The organism is Pantoea sp. E956-1 (genome assembly GCF_982223955.1).
The window spans coordinates 1,006,667-1,032,552 of the sequence record NZ_CEUYZP010000001.1; the positions used below are offsets into that span (position 1 = coordinate 1,006,667).

The window sequence follows — 25,886 nt, forward strand, 5'->3', positions numbered from 1 at the left end:
CTTATGAGCCCGGAAAACCACGACCCGCTGATTCTGGTGGTCGAAGATGAGCCGAAACTGGCGCAGCTGATGATCGATTATCTGCATGCCTCGAACTACCGTACCCATCACATTGCCGACGGCAACGCGGTGCTGGAGTATGTGCGCCAGACGCCACCCGACCTGATGCTGCTGGATTTGATGCTGCCAGGCACCGACGGTTTAACGCTGTGCCGTGAAATCCGTCGTCATTCCGAACTGCCGATTATTATGGTCACCGCCCGCACCGAGGAGATCGATCGGCTGCTGGGGCTGGAGCTGGGCGCGGATGACTACATCTGTAAACCCTTCAGCCCGCGTGAAGTAGTGGCGCGAGTCAAAACAATTCTGCGCCGGGTAAAACGGTCGGCGGAAGAGCCGCAGAGCGCCTCATTACTCCGGGTCGATGAGAGCCGCTTCTTCGCCAGCTGGCGCGAAAAACCGCTGGATTTAACACCGGCGGAGTTCCGCCTGCTGAAAACGCTGTCGCTGGAGCCGGGCAAGGTCTTTTCACGCGAACAGCTGCTGAACCATCTCTATGATGACTACCGCGTGGTCACGGACCGCACCATCGACAGCCATATCAAGAACCTGCGGCGCAAGCTGGAGAATCTCGACAGCGAGCAACCTTTTATCCGCGCCGTCTACGGCATGGGCTATCGCTGGGAAGCCGATGCCTGTCATTTGATCTAGTTTGATCCCGATCAATTTACTTCCCTTTTCTCACTGCCTACAATTCCGCACCTTTTACAGGGCTTAACTGCCCTGCCCCTGCCGCCTGAGGCGGCATACTGACCTGACATCAGTGAGAAAACCATGAAACCCGAACTGCTTTCCCCCGCTGGCACGCTAAAGAACATGCGTTACGCGTTTGCTTATGGTGCCGATGCCGTCTACGCCGGCCAGCCACGCTACAGCCTGCGGGTGCGCAACAACGAATTCACCCACGAAAACCTCGCTCTGGGCATCAGTGAAGCGCACGCACTGGGTAAAAAATTCTACGTGGTGGTGAACATTGCGCCACACAACGCCAAGCTGAAAACCTTTATTCGTGACTTAGCGCCGGTAGTGGCGATGCAGCCCGACGCGTTGATTATGTCCGATCCCGGCCTGATTATGCTGGTGCGCGACGCTTTCCCGACGATGCCGGTTCATCTGTCGGTGCAGGCCAATGCGGTTAACTGGGCCACGGTAAAATTCTGGCAGCAGATGGGGCTGAGCCGGGTGATTCTGTCACGCGAGCTGTCGCTGGAGGAGATCGCCGAGATCCGCCAGCAGGTCCCGGAGATGGAGCTGGAAGTCTTTGTCCATGGCGCGCTCTGCATGGCCTACTCCGGTCGCTGCCTGCTCTCCGGCTATATGAACAAACGCGACCCGAATCAGGGAACCTGCACTAACGCCTGCCGCTGGGAGTATAAAGTGGCAGAGGGTCAGCAGGATGAGGTGGGGAATATCGTTGGCATTCACACGCCTGTCGCCGTACAGGATGTGACGCCAACGCTGGGCGTTGGTCAGCCCACCGACAAGGTGTTTCTGCTGGAAGAGAAAATGAAGCCCGGCGAGGTGATGAGCGCGTTCGAAGATGAGCACGGCACCTACATCATGAACTCGCGGGATCTGCGCGCGGTCGCGCACGTCGAGCGGCTCAGCGAGATGGGCGTTCATTCACTGAAGATTGAGGGACGCACCAAGTCCTACTACTACTGCGCCCGCACCGCTCAGGTTTATCGCCGGGCGATTGATGATGCCGCTGCCGGTAAGCCGTTTGACTCCTCACTACTGTTAACCCTGGAAGGCCTGGCACATCGTGGCTATACCGAAGGTTTCCTGCGCCGCCACACTCACGACAGCTACCAGAATTATCAGCAGGGCTTTTCGGTGTCCGATCGCCAGCAGTTTGTCGGCGAATTCACCGGCGAACGCCGGGGCGAATGGGCTGAAGTGGCGGTGAAGAATAAGTTTATGCTGCACGACAATGTGGAGATCATGACGCCTCAGGGGAACCTGAATTGCCAGCTGGACGCGCTGCAGAATGCGCGCGGCGAACCCACTGAAGTTGCGCCGGGCGATGGCCATCGCGTCTGGCTGCGGGTGCCCGGGGAAGTGGATCTGCGTTTTGCGCTACTGCTGCGCAACTTCGATCACGGTGAAGATACCCGTGACCCGCATAATCGTTTACCAACGGAAACATTTTGAGGAAATCAGAACAGGATCACAGACCCCTGTGCAGCGCTGCTTTATAGTCCCGCCTGCTGCTAACGAGTAACAATAAACGGCAGATTTACCAGGAACCACCTCATTTACCCGCCCGGCTCCCCCGTGCGGGTTTTCTTTTTTCTCTCTTTCGCCAATAATTTACTGCTGGCAGCTGTGGTATAAATCCCTTCTTACTCTGTAGATCTTCAAGGAACGCAAAATGGATAATAAACCGCTTACGCTGCTCATCCTGAATGGGAAAGGCGCGGGTAATGATGATCTGCGCGAAGCTATTACGACCCTGCGTGAAGAAGGCTTCGACATTGCGGTGCGTGTCACGTTTGAAAAAGGTGACGGCGATCGGTACGTCAAAGAGGCCATTGCGCTGCAGGCCGCGACCGTGGTGGCCGGTGGCGGCGATGGCACCATCAATGAAATTGCGACAGCGCTGGCTTCTTCTGAAGCGGATCATCGCCCGGTGCTCGGCATCCTGCCGCTGGGTACCGCCAACGACTTTGCCACCAGCGTTGGCATCCCGGAAGAGATGGAACCGGCGCTGCGACTGGCGGTTCAGGGCAAAGCAAGCGCCATCGATCTGGCCAGGGTAAACCAGAGCCACTTCTTCATCAATATGGCGACCGGCGGGTTTGGTACCCGTATCACGACTGAAACGCCGGAAAAGCTAAAGTCGGCGCTGGGTGGCGTCTCCTACTTTATTCACGGTCTGATGCGCATGGATACGCTGAAACCGGATACCTGCGAGATCAGCGGCCCCGATTTCGCCTGGCAGGGTGATGCGCTGGTAATCGGTATCGGTAATGGTCGTCAGGCGGGCGGCGGTCAGCGGTTATGCCCTTCTGCCCTGATCAACGATGGCAGACTGGATATCAGTATTGTCACCGCACAGGAGCTGCTGCCGACCCTGCTGCACTCGCTGACCGGCGATGATGACAATCCCGGCATCGTCACCACGCAACTGGAGTCACTGACGATCCGTTCTCCGCATGAGATGACCTTTAACCTTGATGGCGAGCCGCTTTCCGGGCGCGAATTCGTGATTGAGGTGATGGCGGGTGCGCTGAGCTGCCGCCTGCCGCCACAGTGCGCGCTGCTTGCCTGAACCAGCATCAGGGGCGAAAGCCCCTTTTTCTTCTCTTGCCAATAGCGCCTATTTTCTTCGTAACATTCCCCCTGCTGCCTCGCTTTATCACGTCTTAACGGGCGTTTTCAGGCAATGTAAACACTCTGTGATTCCGTTCACAACTCTGCCACCCCAACTTGTATGGTAGTATTAAATCGCGTACTTTTTCATCATTGAACGCTGACTTAAGGCAACCAGGATGAAAATTGTTAAGGCAGAAGTATTTGTAACCTGCGCAGGCAGAAACTTTGTCACCGTAAAAATCACCACCGATCAGGGTCTGACCGGCATTGGCGATGCCACATTGAATGGCCGTGAATTACCGGTCGCCTCCTACCTGAAAGATCACGTCTGCCCGCAGCTGATTGGCCGCGATGCGCATCAGATCGAAGACATCTGGCAATATTTCTACAAGGGCGCTTACTGGCGTCGTGGCCCGGTCACCATGTCCGCTATCTCGGCCGTCGATATGGCACTGTGGGATATCAAAGGCAAAGCCGCCAATATGCCGGTTTATCAGCTGCTGGGTGGCGCATCACGCACCGGTGTAATGGTCTATTGCCACACCACCGGCCACTCCATTGATGAAGTGATGGATGACTACGCGAAGCACAAAGAGCTGGGCTTCAAAGCGATTCGCGCGCAGTGCGGCGTTCCGGGCATGAAAACCACTTACGGTATGGCGAAAGGCAAAGGTCTGGCCTATGAGCCTGCAACCAAAGGCAACTGGCCCGAAGAGCAGCTCTGGTCAACCGAGAAATACCTCGATTTCACCCCGAAACTGTTCGCGGCCATCCGTGACAAGTTTGGTTTCGACGAGCACTTGCTGCATGACATGCACCATCGCCTGACGCCGATTGAAGCGGCGCGTTTTGGCAAAAGCGTGGAAGATTATCGCCTGTTCTGGATGGAAGATCCGACGCCTGCTGAGAATCAGGAGTGCTTCCGCCTGATCCGCCAGCATACTGTTACGCCGATTGCCGTGGGTGAAGTGTTCAACAGCATCTGGGATTGTAAGCAGCTGATTGAAGAACAGCTGATCGACTACATCCGCACCACCATTACGCATGCCGGCGGCATTACCGGTATGCGGCGTATCGCTGATTTTGCCTCGCTCTATCAGGTGCGCACCGGCTCGCACGGTCCTTCTGATCTCTCCCCTGTCTGCATGGCGGCTGCACTGCACTTTGACCTCTGGGTGCCGAACTTCGGTGTGCAGGAGTATATGGGCTTCTCCGAACAGATGATGGAGTTGTTTGATGCAAACTGGACCTTTGACCAGGGCTACATGCATCCAGGCGACAAACCAGGTCTCGGCATTGAATTCAACGAGAAACTGGCGTCGAAATATCCCTATGAACCTGCCTACCTCCCGGTCGCCCGTCTTGAAGATGGCACACTGTGGAACTGGTAAGGAGAAGCTGATGAAAAGCGTTGTTATTGAACAGCCGGGTGAACTGGTGGTGGCTGAACGTCCGCTGCCTCAACCGGCGGCAGGCGAAGTCCGGGTCAAAGTGGCGTATGCCAGTATCTGCGGCTCTGATGTGCATATCTGGCACGGTCATAACCCGTTCGCGAAATATCCACGGGTAATTGGTCACGAATTTTTTGGCGTGATTGACGCGGTGGGCGACGGTGTTGATCCAGCCCGGCTGGGCGACCGCGTGGCGGTGGATCCGGTGGTGAGCTGCGGCAGCTGCTATCCCTGCTCGGTGGGACGCCCCAATGTCTGCACCACACTGCAGGTGATTGGCGTGCACCGTGACGGCGGCTTCAGCGAGTTTGCGCTGGCTCCGGCAAAAAATGCCTTTTCCCTGCCGGACAGCATCCCCGATCGGCTCGCCAGTCTGGTTGAGCCTTTCACTATCGCCGCCAATATCACCGCGTTTCTCAAGCCCCAGCCAGATGATGTGGCACTGATTTACGGTGCCGGTCCGATGGGACTCACTGCGATTCAGGTGCTGAAGGGCGTCTATAAGGTGAAAAAGGTGATGGTGGTGGATCGCCTGCCGGAAAGGCTGGCACTTGCAGAGCAGAGCGGTGCCGATCAACGGTTCGATAACAGCGAAATCCCGCTGGCGGCACAGCTTGAGGGCGTGCAGCCTACGCTGATTATCGACGCGGCCTGCCATCCCACCATTCTGGCTGAAGCGGCTGCCCTCGCCTCACCGGCCGCGCGCATCGGCCTGCTGGGCTTCTCCGGCGAGCCATCCAGCATTACGCAGCAGAGCCTGACCAGCAAGGAGCTGTCGCTGTTTACCTCACGTCTAAACAGCAATCGTTTCCCACAGGTGATCGAATGGATGGAAAAAGGGTTAATCCAGCCAGAGAAACTGGTCACGCACTACTTCCCGCTGCAGGAGATTGAGCGTGCGATGACCCTGTTCGAAAAAGATCCGCGCACCTGCTGCAAAGTCATCCTTCAGATGGGTTAATTATCCGCTGAACACCAGGTCTCCTCAGCCGGTGCGTACCCGCCGGCATGACTATAAAGATAAAACAGATCACGGAGTTTGTATGTTCAAGAATCTGCGCTGGACCCTCGTTTTGCTGCTGTTCCTGGTTTACATGATTAACTACCTCGATCGTGTCGCCCTGTCGCTGACGGTGCCGCTGGTGGAGAAAGATCTGGCGATCAATGCTGAGCAGTTTGGCATGATCTTCGGCAGCTTTTTCTTTGGCTATGCCCTGTTTAACTTTCTTGGCGGCCTTGCCACTGACCGCTATGGCCCTAAAATCGTGCTGGCTGTGGCAGTAGGTGCCTGGTCCATTTTCTGCGGCATGACCGCACTGGCCACCGGCTTCTGGTCGCTGCTGATCCTGCGTGTGCTGTTCGGCATGGCTGAAGGCCCGATCTGCTCCTCGGCCAACAAAGCGATTAACGGCTGGTTCCCGAAAAAACAGGCCGCAACGGCGATGGGTTTACTGAGTGCCGGATCACCTTTGGGTGGCGCGGTCGCCGGCCCGATCATTGGTTATCTGGCCCTGGCCTATGGCTGGCGTCCGGCGTTCGTGATTGTCTGCTGTATCGGTCTGGTGTGGATGGCGTTCTGGCTGTTCTTCGCCGCTGATAATCCGGCAAAGAGCAAGCGCGTCAGAGAAGAGGAACGTCTGCTGATTGATCGCCTGAAAGCAACGAACCCGAATGATGAAGTCGATCTGTCGGAAACGTCACATCCGTTTGGCTACTACCTGCGCCAGCCGATTATCCTGGTCACCGCTTTTGCCTTCTTCTGCTACAACTACATTCTGTTCTTCTTCCTGAGCTGGTTCCCGGCCTACCTGGTGCAGGCGCACGGCCTGGATATCAAATCGATGAGCATCACCACCATGATCCCGTGGATCGTCGGTTTTGTTGGCCTGGCGCTGGGTGGCTGGATCTCCGATAAGATCTTTAACATCACCGGCAAGCTGTTGTTGTCCCGCAAAATTGTGCTGGTGGTCTCACTGCTGGCCGCCGCAATTTGTGTGGCGCTGGCGGGTACGATAAAAGATGTGGTGCCTGCGGTAATTATGATGTCGGTGTCGATTTTCTTTCTCTACATCACCGGTGCAATCTACTGGGCGATTATTCAGGATGTGGTGCACAAGAGCCGTATCGGCAGCATCAGTGGCTTTATCCATCTGGTGGGTAGCCTCTCCGGCATCATCGGGCCGATCGTCACCGGCTTCATTGTTCAGCACACCGGTAAATTCGATAGCGCCTTTATCCTTGCGGGCTGTGTCGCCGCGCTGGGTGCCTTCCTGGTGTTATTTGTGATTCGCAGTCCGAAAACCCAGGATAAACCGGTTTCGGTCTGAGTGTTGTTTCGCTAACAGATGTATGATTTCGGGGCGCTTTGCGCCCCGTTTGCCATAAGGATGGACTATGTTACAGATTGATCGCCTGCCCGCGGAGGTCAAACGCCCCGCTTACGACCGCAGCCAGTTAAAAACCCGCATGGTACATATCGGTTTTGGTGCATTTCACCGCGCCCATCAGGCGCTCTGCAGCGATAAGCTGGCTGAACAGGGCAGCGACTGGGGATATTGTGAAGTGAACCTCAACAGCGGCGCGTTGATTGTGGCCCTGCGAGAGCAGCATCTGCTTTATACCCTCACCGAGATGGCCGATGATTCATTGCAAACCCGGGTGATTGGCGTCATTACTCAGGCGCTGCACGGCAAAAGTGACGGTATTGAGGCGGTGATCAATGCCATGAGCCAGCCTGATGTGGCGATTGTCTCCATGACCGTCACCGAGAAAGGCTACTGTCACCAGCCAGCCAGTGGCAATTTAAATCCCGATCACCCTGATATCGTGCATGACCTGCAGAATCCTGATTCGCCGCGTTCACTACCCGGTCTGATTCTGGCCGCTATTCGCCGCCGACGGGATCAGGGCTTACCCGCCTTTAGCGTGATGTCCTGTGACAACATGCCGGAAAACGGTCACGTGACCCGCAACGTTGTTGTGCAACTGGCACAGCATCAGGATCCGGCACTGGCAGACTATATTCAGCAACACATTACCTTTCCGTCGACCATGGTTGACCGCATCGTGCCAGCGATGACCGATGCAGCGTTTGATTCTTTAGCCGAACGGCTCGGCTCCCGTGATCCGGTGGCGGTTGAAGCGGAGCCCTTCTTTCAGTGGGTGATAGAAGATAACTTTGTCAGTGGCCGTCCGGCGTGGGAAAAAGCGGGTGCAGAACTGGTCAGTGACGTTCTGCCCTATGAAGAGATGAAACTGCGCATGCTGAACGGCAGCCACTCTTTCCTGGCCTATCTCGGCTTTCTGGCCGGTTATGAGTACATCAGCGACTGCGTGGCCGATCCCCATTTCCGCGCCGCCGCCCGTTCATTGATGCTCGATGAACAGGCACCGACGCTGCGTACCCAGGGCGTGGATCTCAACGCCTATGCCGATTCGCTGATCGCCCGTTACGAAAACCGTGCCATTAAACATCGCACATATCAAATCGCCACTGATGGGTCGCAAAAATTGCCACAACGCATGCTCGACAGTCTGCGCTGGCACCTGCAGCGCGGCAGCCGCTGCGACCTGCTGCTGCTGGGCGTGGCGGGCTGGATGCGCTATGTCGGCGGCGTCGATGAACAGGGTCAACCGATTGAGATCCGCGATCCGCTGAAAGCCACGCTGGCAGAGACGGTTGCCGGAAGCGAAGAAGGCGAAGCGCGTGTCCGTGCGCTATTAGGTCTGCGCGACATCTTTGGCGACGATCTGGCGCAGAACGCCGATCTGGTTGCCCGACTGACGACACATTACCAGCAGCTGACGACGCAGGGCGCGCGGGCGACGGTGCAACAGTGTATGCGCCAGGCATAACAGCCTGGTGACAAAGCGCTGGCGCAGACGCAGCGCGCTGATTAGACTGACACTTTCCCATCGCGCTGGCCCCTGTCAGCCGTAATATGGATATTGCTGCATGTCGATCGCCTATACCATTACTACCAGCGAACCGGTAAATCAGCAGATTTACCGGTATCTGCGCAAAGATATCGTCACCTGCGCAATTCAGCCGGGCTCGCTGCTCTCGGAAAAAGAGGTCTCCGCGCGCTTCAACGTCTCACGCCAGCCGGTGCGCGAAGCGTTCATCAAGCTGGCCGAAGCCGGACTGGTACAGGTATTGCCGCAGCGTGGCACTTTCGTGCGCAAAATCTCCGCTAAGCGGGTGGCGGATGGCCGTTTTATCCGGGAGGCCGTTGAGGTGTCGGTGGTTCGCCGTGCGGCACTGGAGATTGATGATCCGGCCCTGATGGCGCTGGAGCATAACCTGCAACTGCAGCGCATGGCCGCTGAACGGCATGACAGCCAGGCTTTTCTCACTCTGGACGATGAGTTTCATCGCCTGATTGCTGAAAGCATTGACTGTAAGCTGGCCTGGGAAACGGTGGAGAACATCAAAGCGGCCATGGACCGGGTGCGGTTTCTGACGCTGAGTGAAGTCTCTCCACCGGACAAGCTGATTGAGCAGCATGAAGAGATTTTTGCCGCGCTGAAGCGTCATGACGCCGATGCAGCCGAAGCGGCGATGCGCCGTCATCTGCAGGAGATGATCTTCTCTATCACCCCGATTGCCGAGCGTAACAGCGCCTGGTTTGAAGCACCCTGAACCTGAAGCCGCCCGCTCCGCCCGATGACCAGGTCGAGGCGGGCCTTCGTCATTACCACCATTGATGAAAATGGTGAACCGGTCCGATACCTTTCCCGACCTCCAGCGAATCCGCCTGCAGCAGCGCCTGCTGTAACCAGTTTTTGGCTTCTCCAATCGTCTCTGCCCAGTCAGTATGACGCGGTCGCAGCGCGGCTAAGGCTGCCGACAGCGTACAGCCGGTGCCATGCGTATGACGGGTATTCACGCGCGGCGTACTGAATCGCTGCTCTGCTGAGTGCGTGATCAGCCAGTCCGGGCTCTCCGCGGCCGCAAGGTGACCGCCCTTCATCAGCACGGCCTGACAACCCAGTGCCAGCAATGCCCGTCCCTGCTCGCGCATCTCCGCCTCATCTGCCGCAATGGCGCAGTCCAGCAACGCCGCCGCTTCCGGCAGATTAGGTGTGATCAGCGAGACCTGCGGCAATAACAGCTCCCGTACACTGGCTATGGCGTCTGGCGAGAGCAGCGCATCACCACTTTTCGCGACCATGACCGTGTCCAGCACGATAAACGGGATATCCGCATTGCTCAGCCGTTCAGCAACCTGCTCCACGATAGCCGTTTCAGACAGCATGCCAATTTTTGCGCTGTCGATGCGCACATCACTGAGCACTGAATCAAGCTGGGCGGCAACAAAGTCAGGCGTAATGCGATAAACCGACTGCACGCCGCAGGTGTTCTGTGCCACCAGCGCGGTGATGACACTGGTGCCATAGGCCCCAAGGGCGGAAAAGGTCTTGAGATCGGCCTGAATCCCTGCGCCGCCGCTGGGATCGGTTCCGGCAATCGTCAGAGCATTAATGCGCTTCATGATTTCTCCTCCAGCGTCCAGAGTGCATCAATAAACGCTGTGGCAAAGCTGCCGGGGCCGGCAGCCTGCGCCGCCGCCTTTTCACCCGCTCGCGCCATCACCTGACAGGCGGCCGCGACATTCATCAGCCGATCGCCCGGCAGAGAGCTGAACCCCGCCACCACTGCCGAGAGGGCGCAGCCGGTCCCGACTACCCGTGTCATTAACGGGTTTCCACCTTGTACAGCAAGGCGTCGCTGACCATCGGTGGCGTAGTCCACTTCACCGGTGACGACCACCAGCGTGCTCCAGGTTTCCGCGAGTTGTTGGGCCGCATCGAGTGCTGCATCCGCCTGATGCAGCGTGTCGACACCGCGCCCGCCGCTGGCCTGTTGTGCCAGCGCCAGAATCTCTGACGCATTTCCCCGAATCACCGCCGGTTGCTGGCTTAACAATTGCTGGCAGAAGTCACTGCGCAGCGTCAGTGCGCCGACGGCAACCGGATCGAGTGTCCAGGGCGTGCCCGCCTGATTAGCCGCGGTCACGGCAGCCTGCATCGCCTGCTGGCGCTCGCGGGTTAAGGTGCCCACGTTTATCAACAGTGCATCGGCCATGCGACTGAACTGGGCGGCCTCAACGGCATCGATCACCATCGCCGGTGAGGAATGGAGTGCCAGCAACACGTTGGCGGTGAAGTTCTGGACCACGTCATTGGTCATACAGTGCACCAGCGGTGACTGGCGGCGAAAAGCGTGCAGAATGGGCGCGAAATGCGCGGCAGAAAGGTGTTGAGATTGATGTGTCATCGTAGCTCCCAACCGGCGAACAAGAAGGCGAATGCGGTCAGGCATCAGACTTCCCTACGCTGGCATTATCCAGTTCAGGTCAGCGGGTTTTTCTCAGCCCTCTCCTGACGGAAAGCGGCACCCCGAGTCGTGTTACGGCTTGCAGCATAGGCAAGCCGCGCAGCGAAAGCAAGCGACTCCCGCCTGGGAAATAATCAGAGCTGAAACAATTCACATGATCCCGATCAACGCCTGAGGGTGCAAAAAAAGGCTTAATGCTGCGGGTTAACGAGGTACCTCTTTATAGGTAGCTCCGCTTATTGCCCGGACGGGTAATATTTCCCGCAGAGACTCTGGTTTCCCCATAATAATTAACCTGCTTGTAGCATCATCGTAAAAAACAATTTATTTCATGGAGTTAGAAATTCCTGAAGCGGAACTTCATACTATTCGGGATGTATGATGCGATTTTTAGCGCTTATTCCACACCGCCATCGATGGCAGGATATTCATATTGAACGCAAGGGTGCCATAGCACCCAATGGCAGACAGTATCTCTCCACCTATATTTCCGCCCGCTGCACAGGCTGTGGCGAAATTATTCACCGGGTCTATTATCGCGACATCAGCGATCGGCAGGCGCGCCGCTGGTTAGATTAACGTCCCGGCAACGGTCATTCCCGACGCAGTTAAAGTTAACAGTTAGTTAGCAATTTGTTAGTCTGGTAACTAATCATCGTCTGACCAGACTCTCTCTATGTCACAGCTGTTTGAAAGCTTGAGCCATCAAATTTACCTGTCAGCCCCGCTGTTTATCCTGATCCTGCTGGGATACTGCCTGACGCGCCTGGGGAAATGGCCCTCCAGCATCAGCGAAGGGATGAACCGCTTTGTGTTTAATGTTGCCCTGCCCTGCATGCTGTTTCGGGTGATGAGCACCTTCTCGCAAAGTCCGCCGGTGGATGCACGCCTGTTGCTGGCCTTTTTCGGCAGTTGCCTGCTGGTGTTTATCGTGGGGCGATTGCTGGCAACAAGGCTGTTTAATCTGGATGGCGTAGCGGCGTCGGTTTTTGCGCTGGGCGGCATCTTTTCCAATAACGTGATGCTGGGGATCCCGGTGGCCACGGTACTGCTGGGGCCAGAAGCCCTGCCCCCGGTCGCACTGGTGCTGGTGTTTAACAGCCTGATCCTCTGGACCTTACTGACCGTTTCGGTCGAGTGGGCAAAGCAGGGTAGCTTCTCGCTGGAAGGACTCTGGCGCACCCTGCTCGGCGTGCTGAAGAATCCGCTGATCATCGGTATTCTCAGCGGTACAGCCTGGAGCTTTCTGCAACGTCCCTTGCCGCTGCTGGCCGCGGAACCGTTAAAGATGCTGGCCTCACTGGCCGCCCCCCTGTCGCTGGTGACGCTGGGCATGAGCCTGGCGCACTATCGGGTGCGGGATGGCTTAAAAGAGAGCTATACCATCTGCCTGCTGAAACTGGTGCTGCAACCGATGACGGTATGGGCTATCGCGTGGCTGACCGACTTGCCGCCGCTGGAGAGTAAAGTGGTGGTGCTGCTGGGATCGATGGCGGTCGGGGTTAACGTCTATCTGATGTCGCAGAAGTTTAATGTCATTACCGGCCCGGCGGCGGCGAGCATGCTTTTTTCTACCGTGTTTGCGGCGGTGACAACGCCAGTCTGGATGATGCTGATGACGCTGGCGGGCTATTAAAAAAAAGCCCCTCAGCACACGTGCTGAAGGGCTATTGTCTGGCTGACTAAATGTTACTCAGCCGATTTGGTACGAATCAGATAGTCAAAAGCGCTCAGTGAGGCTTTAGCACCCTCGCCGCTGGCGATGATGATCTGCTTGTACGGTACGGTGGTGCAGTCGCCCGCGGCGAACACGCCTTTCAGGCTGGTTTCGCATTTACCATCGATGATGATCTCACCCATTTTGTTGCGCTCAACCGCGCCTTCCAGCCATGGGGTGTTCGGCAGCAGACCGATCTGAACGAAGATACCGGAGAGCGGCAGCTCATGAGTGGTCTGCGTCGTACGGTCGATATAGTGCAGGCCGGTGACTTTGGTGCCGTCGCCTTTCACTTCGGTAGTCTGGGCGTTCAGGATCACATCCACGTTCTTCAGGCTGCGCAGCTTATCCTGCAGCACCTGATCAGCGCGCATCTCACCGGCAAACTCCAGTAGCGTAACGTGTTCAACGATACCGGCCAGGTCAATGGCCGCTTCCACGCCGGAGTTACCGCCGCCGATCACTGCCGTGCGTTTGCCTTTAAACAGCGGGCCATCGCAGTGTGGGCAGTAGGTGACGCCTTTGGTGCGATACTCTTCTTCACCCGGCACGCCCATGTTACGCCAGCGAGCGCCGGTCGCCAGGATGATGCTGCGTGATTTCAATACTGCGCCAGAGGCGGTTTCGATGGCGTGCATTCCGCCCTCTTTCGCTGCCGGGATCAGTTTGATGGCGCTCTGGCTTTCAATGACGTCCACGTTGTAATCATCCACGTGTGCGCGCAGTGAACCGGCCAGTTTTGCCCCTTCAGTTTTCGGTACGGAGATATAGTTTTCGATATCAACCGTGTCCAGCACCTGGCCGCCAAAACGCTCACCCAGCAGGCCGGTACGGATACCTTTACGTGCTGAGTAGATGGCTGCCGCTGCGCCCGCCGGGCCGCTGCCGATAATCAGGACTTCATAGGCGTCACGCTTGTTCAGCTCTTCCGCCGCGCGTTTATCCGCATTGGTATCCACTTTGCTGACGATTTCTGCCAGGCTCATCCGCCCCTGACCAAACTCTTTACCATTGAGGTAAACCGCTGGCACGCCCATCACGTTACGTTCCTGAATCTCGTTCTGGAACAGGCCACCGTCGATAGCGGTATGACTGATGCGCGGGTTAATCACCGCCATCAGGTTCAGCGCCTGTACGACGTCAGGGCAGTTATGGCATGAGAGTGAATAGTAGGTTTCGAAATGGAAGTCGCCGTCCAGCGCGGCAATCTGATCCAGCAGGCTCTGTGCTTCTTTCGACGGATGCCCACCGGTCTGTAACAGTGCCAGTACCAGTGAGGTAAATTCGTGACCCAGAGGTGAACCGGCAAAACGCGGGCCGCTGTTCGAACCTGGGTTGGTGATCAGAAATGAGGGCTTACGCACCTGACGATCGTTCTCTTCGCGGAAGCTGACTTTGTCAGACAAACCGGCGATATCAACTAACAGTTCACGGATCTCGGTTGATTTTGCACCTTCGTCCAGCGTGGCAATCAACTCAACAGGTTTGGTTAATTTCTCAAGGTAAGCCTTGAGCTGGGTTTTCAAATTTGTGTCGAGCATAGTGATATCCTGGTCAAAAAATCGGGTGCCGCAGCACCCGATTGGAGAATGGTCGAAAGGGCGAAGCGGGATTAGATTTTGCCAACCAGGTCCAGAGACGGAGCCAGTGTTGCATCACCTTCTTTCCATTTAGCCGGGCACACTTCACCTGGGTGAGAAGCCACGTACTGAGCCGCTTTCACTTTACGCAGCAGGTCAGAGGCGTCACGGCCAATGCCTTCTGCGGTGATTTCGATTGCCTGGATAACGCCTTCCGGGTCAACGATAAAGGTACCACGGTCAGCCAGACCTTCGTCTTCACGCATGATTTCGAAGTTGCGGGTCAGCGCGCCAGTCGGGTCACCGATCATCGCGTACTGGATTTTCGCGATGGTGTCAGAAGAACCGTGCCAGGCTTTGTGGGTAAAGTGGGTGTCGGTAGAAACGGAGTAGATGTCTACGCCCAGTTTCTGGAACTCTTCATAATGGTCAGCTACGTCGCCCAATTCGGTCGGGCAGACGAAGGTGAAGTCAGCTGGATAGAAGAAGAACACACTCCATTTACCTTCAACGTCTTTCTCGGTTACGTCGATGAATTCGCCGTTTTTGAATGCTGCGTTTTTGAACGGCTTGATTTTGGTATTGATAATAGACATCTGGTGGCCTCCGTTAAAATATGTGATGCAGGTTACATAATTTTCGGGCCAACATCTAATATGCAGACGTTATCAATCTGATTAACGAAAGCTATCAAACGCTGAGAGCCTGATGCTCTCTGGCCCGACAGGCAGTGTACAGCGATTTACGTGACATTTAACCCGCTTTATCTTTTTCGCCCCTCTCCGCAAATCGCTGCTAGTTTTGTAAGACCGGATTAAAAGGGAGCTGACTTGTGGAGATTCGTCCGTTTACTGAAGCCGATCGTCCTTTCCTGCGTACGCTGTTTCTGGCGGCGCGTCGGCATAACTGGCGCTGGCTGGACGGCAGCGAGTGGCAGCTGGAAGATTTTGATGGTGCAATCCTGGGTGAAACCGTGCTGGTCGCGGAAGCTGACGGGCAGCGGGTCGGATTTGCCGGCCTGCTGGAGAACGATAACTTCCTGCACAGTCTCTATGTCGATCCTGACTGGCAGGGTCGCGGCGTGGGCAGCGCTTTGCTTAAGGCGGCAGAGGCGCGCTTTACCTCAACCGGTGCGCTGAAGTGCCTGCAGAAGAATAAAGCGGCGCAGGCCTTTTACCTGAAACATGGCTGGAAAATGATTTCACAGGGCGAAGGCGAACATGGCGGCTACGTGTTAATGCACTACCCGCTGGCCTCGCAATATGCCAGCGGGTCGGGTCGGGCTTAAAGCGCGCGGAAGGCGATGTCGCCGGGGATGACTTCGCCCTGCCAGTAAAGCTGGGCAGCAACGCGTCCGGCCAGCTGGCGATACAGCGCGGTAAACTCGCTATCGGGCCGGCGAATCACCGTCGGCTGACCTTCATCGAGATCTTCACGCAGGTCAATGTGCAGCGGCAGCTGGGCCAGCAGCTGCGTCTGGTAATCCTCTACCAGTTTCTGTGCGCCGCCAGTGCCGAAAATCGGCTCATGGAAGCCACACTGACTGCAGACATGCAGACTCATGTTTTCCACCACGCCAAGCACCGGCACATTGACCTTTTCAAACATCACCAACCCTTTGCGGGCATCAATCAGAGCGATATCCTGCGGCGTAGTCACCACCAGCGCCCCGGTGACCGGTACGTTCTGCGCCAGTGTCAGCTGAATGTCGCCGGTACCAGGTGGCATATCCAGCACCAGATAATCCAGCTCAGGCCACAGCGTCTCGTTCAGCAACTGCATCAGCGCTTTGCTGGCCATCGGCCCGCGCCACACCATCGCATTGTCGTCCGTGACCAGATAACCAATGGAGTTGGTTGCCAGCCCATGCGCCATGATCGGTGCCATGTGGGTGCCATCAGGCGAGGAAGGCCGTTGATCCTGGGTGCCGAGCATGTTCGGCACTGACGGGCCATAAATGTCGGCGTCCAGAATGCCGACCCGCGCTCCCTCTGCAGCCAGCGCCAGCGCCATGTTCACGGCGGTGCTGGATTTACCCACGCCACCTTTACCGGAACTGACCGCAATAATATTTTTTACGCCGTTGACGCCCGGCTGGTTTTTCACCCGCTTCAGGGTGGCAATGTCGTGGCTGAGTCGCCAGTCGATAGCCCGGGCGCCGGTCTGACGCAGCAGTTCAGCGCTGACCTGCTCCTTCAGGACGTCGAACCCGCTGGCCCAGGCAAACGGCATCAGCAGCTCTACATGCAGCGTACCGTCAAGCAGCGCCACGTGATGTAACGCCTTCAGGGCAGTAAGATTCTGCTTAAGCGTCGGATGCTCAAAGCTTCTCAATACGCCAGCCACGATGGCGCGCAGGCCTTCTGGCGTCTGCGGTTCCCGGGATTGTGCTGTCATCCCCTACTCCTTATTTCTGCTGTGCTTACGCTGTGTTTCAGCGATGTATTGTCAATGATATCAGATGCTCGTGGATCTGCGGTGACTGGCAGTGGGGAATCCCTTGTGTTTACGCAGGAGAAGCCTTCAGTTACCATCTAAGCCCGTTTTTTCAATCAACAGAAAGCTACGCAAACTATGACTCAAGTCGCTAAAAAAATTCTGGTAACGTGCGCACTGCCTTACGCGAACGGCTCAATCCATCTCGGCCACATGCTCGAGCATATCCAGGCCGACATTTGGGTGCGTTATCAGCGAATGCGTGGCAATCAGGTTTATTTCATCTGCGCCGATGATGCGCACGGCACCCCAATCATGCTGAAAGCTCAGCAATTAGGGATTGCACCGGAGCAGATGATTGCAGAAATGAAAAGCGAGCATGAAGCCGACTTTGCTGGTTTCAATGTCAGCTATGACAATTATCACTCGACCCACGGCGAGGAAAACCGTGAGCTGTCTGCGCTGATTTACGGCCGTCTGAAAGAGAACGGTTTTATTAAGAACCGCACCATCTCCCAGCTTTACGATCCGGAAAAAGGGATGTTTCTGCCGGATCGTTTTGTAAAAGGCACCTGCCCGAAATGTAAATCTGCGGATCAGTATGGCGATAACTGCGAAGTGTGTGGCGCGACCTACAGCCCGACCGAGCTGATCGAGCCAAAATCGGTGGTCTCTGGCGCAACGCCGGTTCTGCGCGACTCTGAACACTTCTTCTTTGATCTGCCCTCGTTCAGCGCCATGCTGCAGGCCTGGACCCGCTCGGGTGCGCTGCAGGATCAGGTGGCGAACAAAATGCAGGAGTGGTTCGAATCGGGCCTGCAGCAGTGGGATATCTCCCGCGACGCGCCTTACTTCGGCTTTGAAATCCCGGACGCGCCAGGCAAATATTTTTATGTCTGGCTGGATGCGCCTATCGGCTACATGGGCTCGTTCAGGAACCTGTGCGACAAGCGCGGCGACATCGACTTCGACGAATTCTGGCGTAAAGACTCCACGACCGAGCTCTATCACTTCATCGGTAAAGATATCGTCTACTTCCACAGCCTGTTCTGGCCAGCGATGCTGGAAGGCAGCAACTTCCGCAAGCCGAACAACCTGTTTGTGCACGGCTATGTCACCGTTAACGGTGCCAAGATGTCGAAGTCGCGCGGCACCTTTATTAAAGCCAGCACCTGGCTGCAGCATCTGGATGCGGACAGCCTGCGTTACTACTACGCGGCGAAACTCTCTTCACGTATCGACGATATCGATCTGAATCTGGAAGATTTCGTCCAGCGCGTAAACGCCGATATCGTCAACAAAGTGGTTAACCTGGCGTCACGTAACGCGGGCTTTATCACCAAACGCTTTGACGGCAAACTGGCGGCTGAGCTGGCCGATCCGGCGCTCTATCAGACTTTTGTGGACGCGTCAGAGAAGATTGGTGACGCATGGGCCGGTCGTGAATACAGCCGGGCTATCCGTGAGATCATGGCGCTGGCTGACCTGGCGAACCGTTATGTCGATGAGCAGGCTCCGTGGGTGGTGGCGAAGCAGGAAGGCCGTGATGCCGATCTGCAGGCGATCTGCTCAATGGGCATTAACCTGTTCCGCATTCTGATGACCTGGCTGAAGCCGGTGCTGCCGTCACTGAGCGCCCGCGCAGAAGGCTTCCTGAACTGCGAACTGAGCTGGGATGCTATCGCGCAACCGCTGCTCGACCACCAGGTTGCGCCATTCAAAGCGCTCTACAGCCGCATTGAGATGGCAAAGGTTGAAGGACTGATTGAGGCCTCGAAAGAGGATGCCGCTGCCGCCAGTGCACCGGCCGCAAGCGGCCCGCTGGCCGATGCGCCGGTAGGTGACACCATCACCATCGACGATTTCGCCAAAGTTGATATGCGCGTGGCGCTGATTGAGCAAGCGGAACTGGTTGAGGGGTCGGACAAGCTGCTGCGCCTGCAGCTCGACCTGGGCGGTGAAAAGCGTCAGATCTTCTCGGGTATCCGCGCCGCCTATCCCGATCCCTCTGTGCTGGTCGGTAAAATGACCATTATCGTGGCCAACCTCGCGCCGCGTAAAATGCGCTTTGGCATCTCTGAAGGCATGGTGCTGTCAGCGGGTCCTGGCGGCAAAGATCTGTTTGTGCTGTCCGTCGACAGCGGTGCTGTGCCAGGAATGCCTGTTAAGTAACACTCTGCATTCTGCGGCTTTAACCGCTTAGCGCAGTGCCGTTCTCAAACCCTTCGTGCCTCATCACGGGCGCGAAGGGTTATCACTCCTCGCTCTGAATGTGCACCGCTTCCATTCCACTCCCGCCTCTGAAAATCTGTATCTGCTACTGTCACACCGCTGCATAAATGTGATCGCTAGCACGCTAAGCGGTTAATGAGTATGATGAAGCTCAGTGAAAACAGGAGCCTGCCATGCTCACCGTGCTGTCTGTCTGCGGGCGCTATCTTCGCGCCTTTATCATCATTTATCTCTGCTTATACACCGGAATCGGCATCGCCTCGCTGCTGCCCATCAAACTGCCCGGCAGCATCCTGGGGATGTTAATTCTGTTTGCCCTGCTCGCGTCGCAGATCCTGCCGGTCAGTTGGGTCAAACCGGGCTGCCATCTGCTGATTCGCTATATGGCGCTGCTGTTTGTGCCGATCAGCGTCGGGGTAATGAGCTACACCGATATTCTGACTGCGCAGTTTGGCCCTATCGTGATCTCCTGCGTCGTCAGTACCTTTCTGGTCCTCTCGATTGTCGGCGTCAGCGCCCACCAGCTTCACAGCCGTCGTCCGGCCGGGGAGTCAGGCGATGAGTGAAATATGGTGGTCACTGCCACTGACGCTGGCGGCATTTTTCCTGGCGCGCAAGCTGGCGATACGGCTGAAAATCTCGCTGCTCAATCCGCTGCTGGTAGCGATGGCGATAATTATCCCGATTCTGCTGCTGCTGCAGCTGCCCTATTCGCGCTATTTCGCGGGCAGTCAGATTCTTAATCAGCTGCTCCAACCGGCAGTGGTCGCGCTGGCACTGCCGCTGTATGAGCAGATGCATCAGATCCGTGCCCGCTGGAAATCGATTATTGGCGTCTGCTTTATTGGCAGTGTGACCGCCATGACTTCTGGCACCGCCATTGCCCTGTGGATGGGCGCCACGCCCGAAATCGCCGCTACCATCATTCCTAAATCCGTTACCACGCCCATTGCGATGGCCGTCTCCGGTTCGCTGCACGGCATTCCCGCCATCAGCGCCATCTGCGTGCTGATTGCCGGGGTACTGGGTGCGGTGTTCGGGCATACCGTACTGAATTTGCTTGGCGTGAAATCTAAAGCGGCACGCGGACTGGCGATAGGTAACGCGTCGCACGCGCTCGGCACGGCGCGCGCTGCTGAACTCGATTATCAGGAAGGAGCATTCAGCTCACTGGCGCTGGTGATCTGCGGCATCATCACCTCCTTGCTGGCGCCATTTATTTTTCCGCTGCTGCTGCACTGGTTTGGCTGAAAGTTTGCGAGAGATCTCGCAAAGTTGAAACATGCAACACAGGTTACATTGTCAGAGCGATGTGGATCACATATAAACCGGTGACTGGCACATCGTCCTGCTGAATTAAATGAGGCTCACATGCAATCCCGTTTCCTGTCCGCTTTTGAGGCATTGCCGTCAACGCTGCAAACTGCACTTGCACCCCTACTGAACGATCCTGACTTCCATGCGGTGCTGAGCGCCGACCAGGTTGCCTCACTGCAGCATCAGACACAGATGGATGCCGATGCCCTGGCGCTGGCGCTGCTGCCTCTGGCGGCGGCCTGTGCCGTTGCTACCGTGTCGCATTTTAACGTCGGGGCTATCGCCCGTGGCGTCAGCGGCAACTGGTACTTCGGGGCCAACATGGAATTTACCGGTACGCCGTTGCAGCAGACCGTTCACGCTGAGCAGAGCGCCATTACCCATGCGTGGCTGCGTGGGGAAAGTCAGCTTGAGACGATCACCGTTAACTACACGCCGTGCGGTCACTGCCGTCAGTTTATGAACGAGCTGAACAGCGGCACGAACATTCGCATCAGCCTGCCACAACGCGCGATCAGCACGCTGGCCGATTATCTGCCGGATGCTTTTGGACCGCGCGATCTGGACATCACGACCTTCCTGATGGACCGCGTGGATCACGGCTATATCGCCGAAGGCGATGAACTGGTGCAGGCTGCGGTTGCCGCCGCCAATGCCAGCCACGCGCCTTACAGCCAGTCACACGCCGGTGTTGCGCTGCTGACCGCAACCGGCGCGATTGTCACCGGGCGCTATGCGGAAAACGCCGCGTTTAACCCAAGCTTCCCGCCTCTTCAGGCTGCGCTGGTCCTGCTGAACATGCAGGGTGGTGATGTTCGTCAGATAAAAAAAGCGGTATTAGCGGAAGTGGAAAATGCCACGTTAAGCCAGTTCGCCGCCACACAGGCGACGCTTGAGACATTTGGCTGCAGTGAGCTGCTGCGGGTGACGCTGTACAAAGCATAACCCGCTGTCAGAGAGGCCACAGTTTTGTGAGCTTTTATGAACAAACGCTGTACTTCTGCGGGAAATTTCATAGGATCTGGCGCCAGAATTCACGTCATCACAAATTACTCTGAATAATTCAGGTTGCAGGATAGCAGCACGGTCGTGAATGTTTCTGCAGCGGTTACCCTGCCGCTGCCAGGCCTGCAGTCTGAGCGATAACGGGTAAGAAAACTGGCGCTACCTTTCCGGCGTGACGCCAGACAACACTGCAACCGGAGCATTACCGCATGGAACTCGACTACGAAAGTAAACGCCCGCTGTATATCCCTTATGCTGGCCCGATTTTGCTGGAATTTCCCCTGCTGAACAAAGGCAGCGCCTTTAGCATCGAAGAACGTAACGAATTCAACCTCAACGGTCTGCTGCCAGAAGCAGTGGAATCAATTGAAGAGCAGGCGCAGCGTGCCTGGCGTCAGTTCCAGGACTTCAAAAACAATAACGATAAGCATGTCTACCTGCGTAACATCCAGGACACCAACGAAACGCTGTTCTACCGCCTGCTGGATAACCATCTCGAAGAGATGATGCCTATCATCTACACCCCGACCGTCGGCGCAGCCTGCGAACACTTCTCTGAAATCTACCGTCGTGCGCGTGGCGTCTTCATCTCCTACCCTAACCGCGACCATATCGAAGATATGCTGCAAAACGCCACCAAGCAGAATGTGAAGGTGATTGTGGTGACCGATGGCGAGCGTATTCTGGGCCTCGGCGATCAGGGGATCGGTGGTATGGGTATCCCGATTGGTAAGCTTTCACTCTATACCGCCTGTGGCGGCATCAGTCCGGCTTACACCCTGCCGGTAGTGCTGGATGTCGGGACCAACAACCAGCAGTTGCTGAACGATCCGCTCTATATGGGCTGGCGTCATCCGCGCATCACTGGCGAAGAGTATGATGCGTTCGTGAACGATTTTATTCAGGCCGTTAAACGCCGCTGGCCGAAAGTACTGTTGCAGTTTGAAGATTTCGCCCAGAAGAATGCTATGCCGCTGCTGAACCGCTATCGCGATGAAGTCTGCTGCTTTAACGATGATATTCAGGGCACCGCCGCTGTGACCGTAGGGACGCTGATTGCCGCCAGCCGCGCGGCCGGTAGCCGCCTGTGCGAACAGAAAGTGGTGTTCCTGGGGGCGGGTTCCGCGGGGTGTGGTATCGCTGAACAGATCATCGCGCAGATGAAATCCGAAGGTCTGAGTGACGAGGAAGCGCGTGGCCGGGTAATGATGGTGGATCGCTTTGGTCTGCTCACTGACAAGCTGCCTAACCTGCTCGATTTCCAGAGCAAGCTGGTGCAGAAGAGCGAAAACCTGCAGCAGTGGGATGTCACCAATGATGCCATCTCGCTGCTGGACGTGGTGCGCAATGCGCAGCCCGATATTCTGATTGGTGTCTCTGGTCAGCCAGGCCTGTTCACCGAAGAGATTATCCGTGAGATGCACAAGCACTGTAAGCGCCCTATCGTAATGCCGCTGTCAAACCCGACATCACGCGTGGAAGCGACGCCAGCCGATATCATCGCCTGGACTGACGGTGCCGCGCTGGTTGCAACCGGCAGTCCGTTCTCGCCGGTGAGCTGGAACGGTAAAACCTATCCGATTGCGCAGTGCAACAACTCCTACATCTTCCCGGGCATTGGTCTGGGTGTGATTGCTTCGGGTGCCAGCCGCGTTACCGATACCATGCTGATGACCGCCAGCCGTGCGCTCGCTGACTGCTCTCCGCTGGTGAATGAAGGTGAAGGCCCGGTACTGCCAGAGATTAAAGATATCCAGGGTGTCTCGAAAATCATCGCGATGGAAGTGGGTAAAGCTGCTCAGCTGGCGGGTGTCGCCGTGGTGACCTCTGAAGATGTGTTGTCACAGGCTATTGCCAACAACTTCTGGCTGCCGCAGTACCGTCATTATCGTCGTACCTCGATTTAATCTTCAGACTGCCGGATCGTATCCGATCCGGCAGTGTTCAAAAAGCGCACAGCCAGCCGGCAGTAACTTGCTTCGCAGTGACAGCTCAAGTAGCCTTGTCCCATCTCACTATTCTGACATCGAGTCTCCAGGCGCATGCTGAAACGCGTTTTCATTGGTCTGCTTTTCATCATCTTACTGATGATGGCGACGGCGCTCGGCCTTGATCGCTGGATCAGCTGGAAAACTGCGCCCTTTATCTACGAAAATGTCGCCTCTTTGCCACATCGTCAGGTCGGTGTAGTACTGGGTACGGCGAAATATTATCGCACCGGCGTCATCAATCAATATTACCTCTATCGTATGCAGGGCGCGCTAAATGCTTACAACAGCGGCAAGGTGAATTATCTGCTGTTAAGCGGAGATAACGCGCTGCAAAGCTACAATGAGCCAATGACCATGCGCCGCGATCTCATCAAAGCCGGTGTCGATCCGGCTGATATCGTGCTGGATTATGCTGGCTTCCGCACGCTGGATTCGATTGTGCGCACCCGCAAAGTCTTTGATACCAACGACTTCATTATTATCACGCAGCGTTTTCATTGTGAGCGCGCGCTGTTTATCGCCTTACAGCTGGGTATTCAGGCACAGTGTTATGCGGTGCCCTCACCGAAAAACATGCTTAGCGTCCGCTTCCGTGAGGTAGGTGCCCGGCTGGGCGCGCTGGTGGATCTCTTCCTGCTTAAGCGCGAACCGCGCTTCCTGGGCCCACTGGTGCCAATCCCTGCCGTACGCGATGTCCCTGAAGATGCGCAGAGTTACCCGGCGGTGACGCCGGAGCAGCTGCTGGAGCTGGAACAGAAGCTGCGTAAATAGCTCACACACTGCGGCTTCTTTATGCTGGTTACTGCTGTGCTGAGGTCTGGCAGTGACGTGCAGGGCTCAGGGAGCATACGCCTTCCGTAAAGACGGAAAAGACGCCATCACTGGCGGGGCTCAGCGCAGGCGATTACGCACCTCATCCCTGAGGTGCGCCCGTAAAAGGGCCAACGCTTTGCTACAGGCGTATGCTCCCATCGCTTTAGCTTTTGTCGCCGTCTGACAGAAGACCATTCCGCAGCGATTTTAAAGCTGACTGCTTATCAGTCTGAATTAGGGTGAATTCAACAGCAATAAATCAGCTCAACGCGCAGGGAACACGGTCAGAAGAGGAAAGCGTCCCACGCCAGGGATGGCGTGGGCCGAGCATGTCATGGATGACGGCTTTTGCGTCTTTCCGATCTGACCGTGTTCCCTTCGCAGACTCGATCTCACAGCAACGACCCCAGCACTCTCCCCTATAAAAAGCGTTCTGCGGAGAAATAACACGTGCTGAGCATTTACTGGACTGGCCTTAGCTTCTTTCCGATCTGACCGTGTTCCCTTCGCAGACTCGATCTCACAGCAACAATGCCTGCACTCCAGCGACAATCCCTTTTTTACATAATAAAAAAGCGACCCGAAGGTCGCTTTATGAACACTGAAGAAGACTTACTTCTTACGTGAATATTTCAGGGAATCCAGCGCCACGGCGAAGATAATGATGCCGCCTTTAATGATGTACTGCCAGTAAGGGTTAACGCCAATATAGGTCAGACCGTAGTTGATGACGGTGAAGATCAACACACCGGTTACGACGCCCGCCACGCTACCGACACCACCGGCGAAGGAGACACCGCCAACCACACAGGCCGCAATCGCATCCAGCTCATACATAAAGCCGAGGTTGTTGGTGGCAGAACCGATACGACCCGCTTCCAGCATCCCGCCAAAGGCGTAGAAAACACCTGACAGGGCATAGATCATGATCAGGTTCATTGGCACGTTCACGCCTGACACTTTTGCCGCTTCCGGGTTACCACCGATAGCAAAAATGTTTTTGCCGAAGCGGGTTTTGTTCCACAGCACCCAGACGAAAATAATGGCAATCACCGCATAGAAAGTGATGAACGAGAGTTTGAAATCACCAAAGCGTAAGAAGCCCTGAGCAAACTTCGAGAACCCTGCATCAAAACCGGCAATCGGTGATGCGCCAACAAAGTCGTAATAGAGTGAGTTGATACCGTAAACGATGATCATGGTGCCCAGCGTGGTGATAAATGGCGTTACCTTGAGGTAAGCAATGATCACACCGTTGACCAGACCAATCACGCCGCCGATGATGCACACGGTCAGGATAACCAGTGGAATCGGCACCGTATCCAGCATCGGGAAGACTTTGTTCGCGTTATCCATCGCCTGCAGCAGCGTTGCGGCTACCACCGCCGCCAGACCGACCTGACGTCCGGCTGACAGGTCAGTACCCTGCGTCACAATCAGACCCGCCACACCCAGTGCAATGATAATGCGCACCGAAGATTGGGTCAGAATGTTACTCAGGTTCATTAAACTTAAAAATGAGGGATCCTGGAAAATAATAATAGCCAGCAATACCAGCAGAACGACATAAATGCCGCCCTCTTTTAACCAGGTTAGCGCATTCTTTTTTGTAGTCGCTTTCATGTT

At 56.1% G+C, this 25,886-nt stretch carries 23 protein-coding genes and 1 riboswitch; of the genes, 17 read left to right on the forward strand and 6 right to left on the reverse strand.

Annotated elements, in window-relative coordinates:
• Positions 1 to 3 precede the first annotated feature (3 nt).
• The 8 genes from baeR (at position 4) to AC0T7J_RS05000 (ending at position 9,471) form a co-directional block, all read left to right on the forward strand.
• On the forward strand, positions 4 to 711 hold the full coding sequence (gene baeR / locus AC0T7J_RS04965) for an envelope stress response regulator BaeR (RefSeq protein WP_425026284.1): 708 nt from the start codon (positions 4 to 6) through the stop codon (positions 709 to 711).
• A 123-nt stretch (positions 712 to 834) separates the two neighbouring features.
• The gene (trhP, locus tag AC0T7J_RS04970) at positions 835 to 2,214 is read left to right on the forward strand and encodes a prephenate-dependent tRNA uridine(34) hydroxylase TrhP (RefSeq protein WP_473792564.1); all 1,380 of its coding nucleotides are present in this window, start codon (positions 835 to 837) and stop codon (positions 2,212 to 2,214) included.
• A gap of 220 nt (positions 2,215 to 2,434) precedes the next feature.
• Positions 2,435 to 3,334 (forward strand): lipid kinase YegS, encoded by a 900-nt coding sequence (gene yegS / locus AC0T7J_RS04975; protein ID WP_473792566.1) that lies wholly within the window; start codon positions 2,435 to 2,437, stop codon positions 3,332 to 3,334.
• A gap of 220 nt (positions 3,335 to 3,554) precedes the next feature.
• Entirely contained in the window at positions 3,555 to 4,769 is a 1,215-nt protein-coding gene (gene manD / locus AC0T7J_RS04980; RefSeq protein ID WP_010670990.1) for a D-mannonate dehydratase ManD, read from the forward strand.
• A 10-nt stretch (positions 4,770 to 4,779) separates the two neighbouring features.
• A complete protein-coding gene (locus tag AC0T7J_RS04985; protein ID WP_473792569.1) occupies positions 4,780 to 5,790 on the forward strand; it encodes a Zn-dependent oxidoreductase in 1,011 nt (336 codons plus the stop codon).
• An 82-nt stretch (positions 5,791 to 5,872) separates the two neighbouring features.
• Positions 5,873 to 7,156, forward strand: coding sequence for an MFS transporter (locus AC0T7J_RS04990; protein WP_473792570.1), 1,284 nt, complete (start codon positions 5,873 to 5,875; stop codon positions 7,154 to 7,156).
• A 67-nt stretch (positions 7,157 to 7,223) separates the two neighbouring features.
• On the forward strand, positions 7,224 to 8,684 hold the full coding sequence (locus AC0T7J_RS04995; RefSeq protein WP_473792572.1) for a mannitol dehydrogenase family protein: 1,461 nt from the start codon (positions 7,224 to 7,226) through the stop codon (positions 8,682 to 8,684).
• Between the two features lie 100 nt (positions 8,685 to 8,784).
• Entirely contained in the window at positions 8,785 to 9,471 is a 687-nt protein-coding gene (locus AC0T7J_RS05000) for a GntR family transcriptional regulator (RefSeq protein ID WP_010248206.1), read from the forward strand.
• A gap of 52 nt (positions 9,472 to 9,523) precedes the next feature.
• Here the strand turns inward: AC0T7J_RS05000 and thiD are convergent, their stop codons facing one another.
• Both thiD and thiM read right to left on the reverse strand, forming a co-directional pair.
• Entirely contained in the window at positions 9,524 to 10,324 is an 801-nt protein-coding gene (gene thiD, locus AC0T7J_RS05005) for a bifunctional hydroxymethylpyrimidine kinase/phosphomethylpyrimidine kinase (RefSeq protein WP_473792574.1), read from the reverse strand.
• Positions 10,321 to 11,109 carry a hydroxyethylthiazole kinase gene (gene thiM / locus AC0T7J_RS05010; RefSeq protein WP_473792576.1) on the reverse strand — a complete coding sequence of 263 codons (789 nt, stop codon included), beginning with the start codon at positions 11,107 to 11,109 and terminating at the stop codon, positions 10,321 to 10,323. Before thiM ends, thiD begins: the two co-directional genes overlap by 4 nt.
• A 34-nt stretch (positions 11,110 to 11,143) precedes the next feature.
• Positions 11,144 to 11,244: riboswitch (TPP riboswitch) on the reverse strand.
• A 306-nt stretch (positions 11,245 to 11,550) separates the two neighbouring features.
• Between thiM and AC0T7J_RS05015 the strand changes: the two genes are divergently transcribed.
• Together AC0T7J_RS05015 and AC0T7J_RS05020 are read left to right on the forward strand one after the other, a co-directional pair.
• Entirely contained in the window at positions 11,551 to 11,748 is a 198-nt protein-coding gene (locus AC0T7J_RS05015; protein ID WP_473793183.1) for a hypothetical protein, read from the forward strand.
• A gap of 97 nt (positions 11,749 to 11,845) precedes the next feature.
• Positions 11,846 to 12,805, forward strand: a complete 960-nt coding sequence (locus AC0T7J_RS05020; protein WP_473792577.1) for an AEC family transporter — start codon at positions 11,846 to 11,848, stop codon at positions 12,803 to 12,805.
• A gap of 53 nt (positions 12,806 to 12,858) precedes the next feature.
• On the opposite strand, the gene ahpF is transcribed toward AC0T7J_RS05020, so the two are convergent.
• Positions 12,859 to 14,427: an alkyl hydroperoxide reductase subunit F gene (ahpF, locus tag AC0T7J_RS05025; RefSeq protein ID WP_311977575.1), complete on the reverse strand. Its 1,569-nt coding sequence runs from the start codon at positions 14,425 to 14,427 to the stop codon at positions 12,859 to 12,861.
• Between the two features lie 71 nt (positions 14,428 to 14,498).
• A complete protein-coding gene (ahpC, locus tag AC0T7J_RS05030) occupies positions 14,499 to 15,062 on the reverse strand; it encodes an alkyl hydroperoxide reductase subunit C (RefSeq protein WP_013358496.1) in 564 nt (187 codons plus the stop codon).
• A 236-nt stretch (positions 15,063 to 15,298) separates the two neighbouring features.
• Here ahpC and AC0T7J_RS05035 point away from each other — a divergent pair, with 236 nt between their 5' ends.
• Entirely contained in the window at positions 15,299 to 15,754 is a 456-nt protein-coding gene (locus tag AC0T7J_RS05035; protein ID WP_473792579.1) for a GNAT family N-acetyltransferase, read from the forward strand.
• Here the strand turns inward: AC0T7J_RS05035 and apbC are convergent.
• Positions 15,751 to 16,863, reverse strand: a complete 1,113-nt coding sequence (gene apbC / locus AC0T7J_RS05040; protein ID WP_473792581.1) for an iron-sulfur cluster carrier protein ApbC — start codon at positions 16,861 to 16,863, stop codon at positions 15,751 to 15,753. The genes AC0T7J_RS05035 and apbC overlap by 4 nt on opposite strands.
• 177 nt (positions 16,864 to 17,040) lie before the next feature.
• On the opposite strand from apbC, the gene metG reads away from it, so the two are divergent.
• The 6 genes from metG (at position 17,041) to sanA (ending at position 24,218) form a co-directional block, all read left to right on the forward strand.
• Positions 17,041 to 19,074 (forward strand): methionine--tRNA ligase, encoded by a 2,034-nt coding sequence (gene metG / locus AC0T7J_RS05045; RefSeq protein ID WP_473792583.1) that lies wholly within the window; start codon positions 17,041 to 17,043, stop codon positions 19,072 to 19,074.
• Positions 19,075 to 19,307: 233 nt separating this feature from the next.
• Positions 19,308 to 19,700, forward strand: coding sequence for a CidA/LrgA family protein (locus AC0T7J_RS05050; RefSeq protein ID WP_132500156.1), 393 nt, complete (start codon positions 19,308 to 19,310; stop codon positions 19,698 to 19,700).
• Complete coding sequence (locus AC0T7J_RS05055; protein WP_022625036.1) at positions 19,693 to 20,385, forward strand: CidB/LrgB family autolysis modulator; 693 nt, start codon at positions 19,693 to 19,695, stop codon at positions 20,383 to 20,385. Before AC0T7J_RS05050 ends, AC0T7J_RS05055 begins: the two co-directional genes overlap by 8 nt.
• Before the next feature lie 120 nt (positions 20,386 to 20,505).
• Entirely contained in the window at positions 20,506 to 21,396 is an 891-nt protein-coding gene (gene cdd / locus AC0T7J_RS05060; protein ID WP_473792586.1) for a cytidine deaminase, read from the forward strand.
• A 269-nt stretch (positions 21,397 to 21,665) separates the two neighbouring features.
• Positions 21,666 to 23,363, forward strand: a complete 1,698-nt coding sequence (locus AC0T7J_RS05065) for an NAD-dependent malic enzyme (RefSeq protein ID WP_473792587.1) — start codon at positions 21,666 to 21,668, stop codon at positions 23,361 to 23,363.
• A gap of 135 nt (positions 23,364 to 23,498) precedes the next feature.
• Positions 23,499 to 24,218: an outer membrane permeability protein SanA gene (sanA, locus tag AC0T7J_RS05070; RefSeq protein WP_010248246.1), complete on the forward strand. Its 720-nt coding sequence runs from the start codon at positions 23,499 to 23,501 to the stop codon at positions 24,216 to 24,218.
• A gap of 654 nt (positions 24,219 to 24,872) precedes the next feature.
• Here the strand turns inward: sanA and mglC are convergent.
• On the reverse strand, positions 24,873 to 25,883 hold the full coding sequence (gene mglC / locus AC0T7J_RS05075; protein WP_473792589.1) for a galactose/methyl galactoside ABC transporter permease MglC: 1,011 nt from the start codon (positions 25,881 to 25,883) through the stop codon (positions 24,873 to 24,875).
• Positions 25,884 to 25,886: the final 3 nt, after the last annotated feature.

Bases quoted from the DNA above. Each gene is read 5' to 3' on its own strand.
- ahpC (WP_013358496.1), bottom strand. From the start codon at position 15,062: ATGTCTATTATCAATACCAAAATCAAGCCGTTCAAAAACGCAGCATTC.
- metG (WP_473792583.1), top strand. From the start codon at position 17,041: ATGACTCAAGTCGCTAAAAAAATTCTGGTAACGTGCGCACTGCCTTAC.
- yegS (WP_473792566.1), top strand. From the start codon at position 2,435: ATGGATAATAAACCGCTTACGCTGCTCATCCTGAATGGGAAAGGCGCG.
- AC0T7J_RS05000 (WP_010248206.1), top strand. From the start codon at position 8,785: ATGTCGATCGCCTATACCATTACTACCAGCGAACCGGTAAATCAGCAG.
- cdd (WP_473792586.1), top strand. From the start codon at position 20,506: ATGCAATCCCGTTTCCTGTCCGCTTTTGAGGCATTGCCGTCAACGCTG.
- AC0T7J_RS05015 (WP_473793183.1), top strand. From the start codon at position 11,551: ATGCGATTTTTAGCGCTTATTCCACACCGCCATCGATGGCAGGATATT.
- baeR (WP_425026284.1), top strand. From the start codon at position 4: ATGAGCCCGGAAAACCACGACCCGCTGATTCTGGTGGTCGAAGATGAG.
- sanA (WP_010248246.1), top strand. From the start codon at position 23,499: ATGCTGAAACGCGTTTTCATTGGTCTGCTTTTCATCATCTTACTGATG.
- AC0T7J_RS04995 (WP_473792572.1), top strand. From the start codon at position 7,224: ATGTTACAGATTGATCGCCTGCCCGCGGAGGTCAAACGCCCCGCTTAC.
- apbC (WP_473792581.1), bottom strand. From the start codon at position 16,863: ATGACAGCACAATCCCGGGAACCGCAGACGCCAGAAGGCCTGCGCGCC.
- AC0T7J_RS05055 (WP_022625036.1), top strand. From the start codon at position 19,693: ATGAGTGAAATATGGTGGTCACTGCCACTGACGCTGGCGGCATTTTTC.
- AC0T7J_RS05050 (WP_132500156.1), top strand. From the start codon at position 19,308: ATGCTCACCGTGCTGTCTGTCTGCGGGCGCTATCTTCGCGCCTTTATC.
- thiD (WP_473792574.1), bottom strand. From the start codon at position 10,324: ATGAAGCGCATTAATGCTCTGACGATTGCCGGAACCGATCCCAGCGGC.
- AC0T7J_RS04985 (WP_473792569.1), top strand. From the start codon at position 4,780: ATGAAAAGCGTTGTTATTGAACAGCCGGGTGAACTGGTGGTGGCTGAA.
- thiM (WP_473792576.1), bottom strand. From the start codon at position 11,109: ATGACACATCAATCTCAACACCTTTCTGCCGCGCATTTCGCGCCCATT.
- AC0T7J_RS04990 (WP_473792570.1), top strand. From the start codon at position 5,873: ATGTTCAAGAATCTGCGCTGGACCCTCGTTTTGCTGCTGTTCCTGGTT.
- AC0T7J_RS05065 (WP_473792587.1), top strand. From the start codon at position 21,666: ATGGAACTCGACTACGAAAGTAAACGCCCGCTGTATATCCCTTATGCT.
- AC0T7J_RS05020 (WP_473792577.1), top strand. From the start codon at position 11,846: ATGTCACAGCTGTTTGAAAGCTTGAGCCATCAAATTTACCTGTCAGCC.
- trhP (WP_473792564.1), top strand. From the start codon at position 835: ATGAAACCCGAACTGCTTTCCCCCGCTGGCACGCTAAAGAACATGCGT.
- ahpF (WP_311977575.1), bottom strand. From the start codon at position 14,427: ATGCTCGACACAAATTTGAAAACCCAGCTCAAGGCTTACCTTGAGAAA.
- mglC (WP_473792589.1), bottom strand. From the start codon at position 25,883: ATGAAAGCGACTACAAAAAAGAATGCGCTAACCTGGTTAAAAGAGGGC.
- manD (WP_010670990.1), top strand. From the start codon at position 3,555: ATGAAAATTGTTAAGGCAGAAGTATTTGTAACCTGCGCAGGCAGAAAC.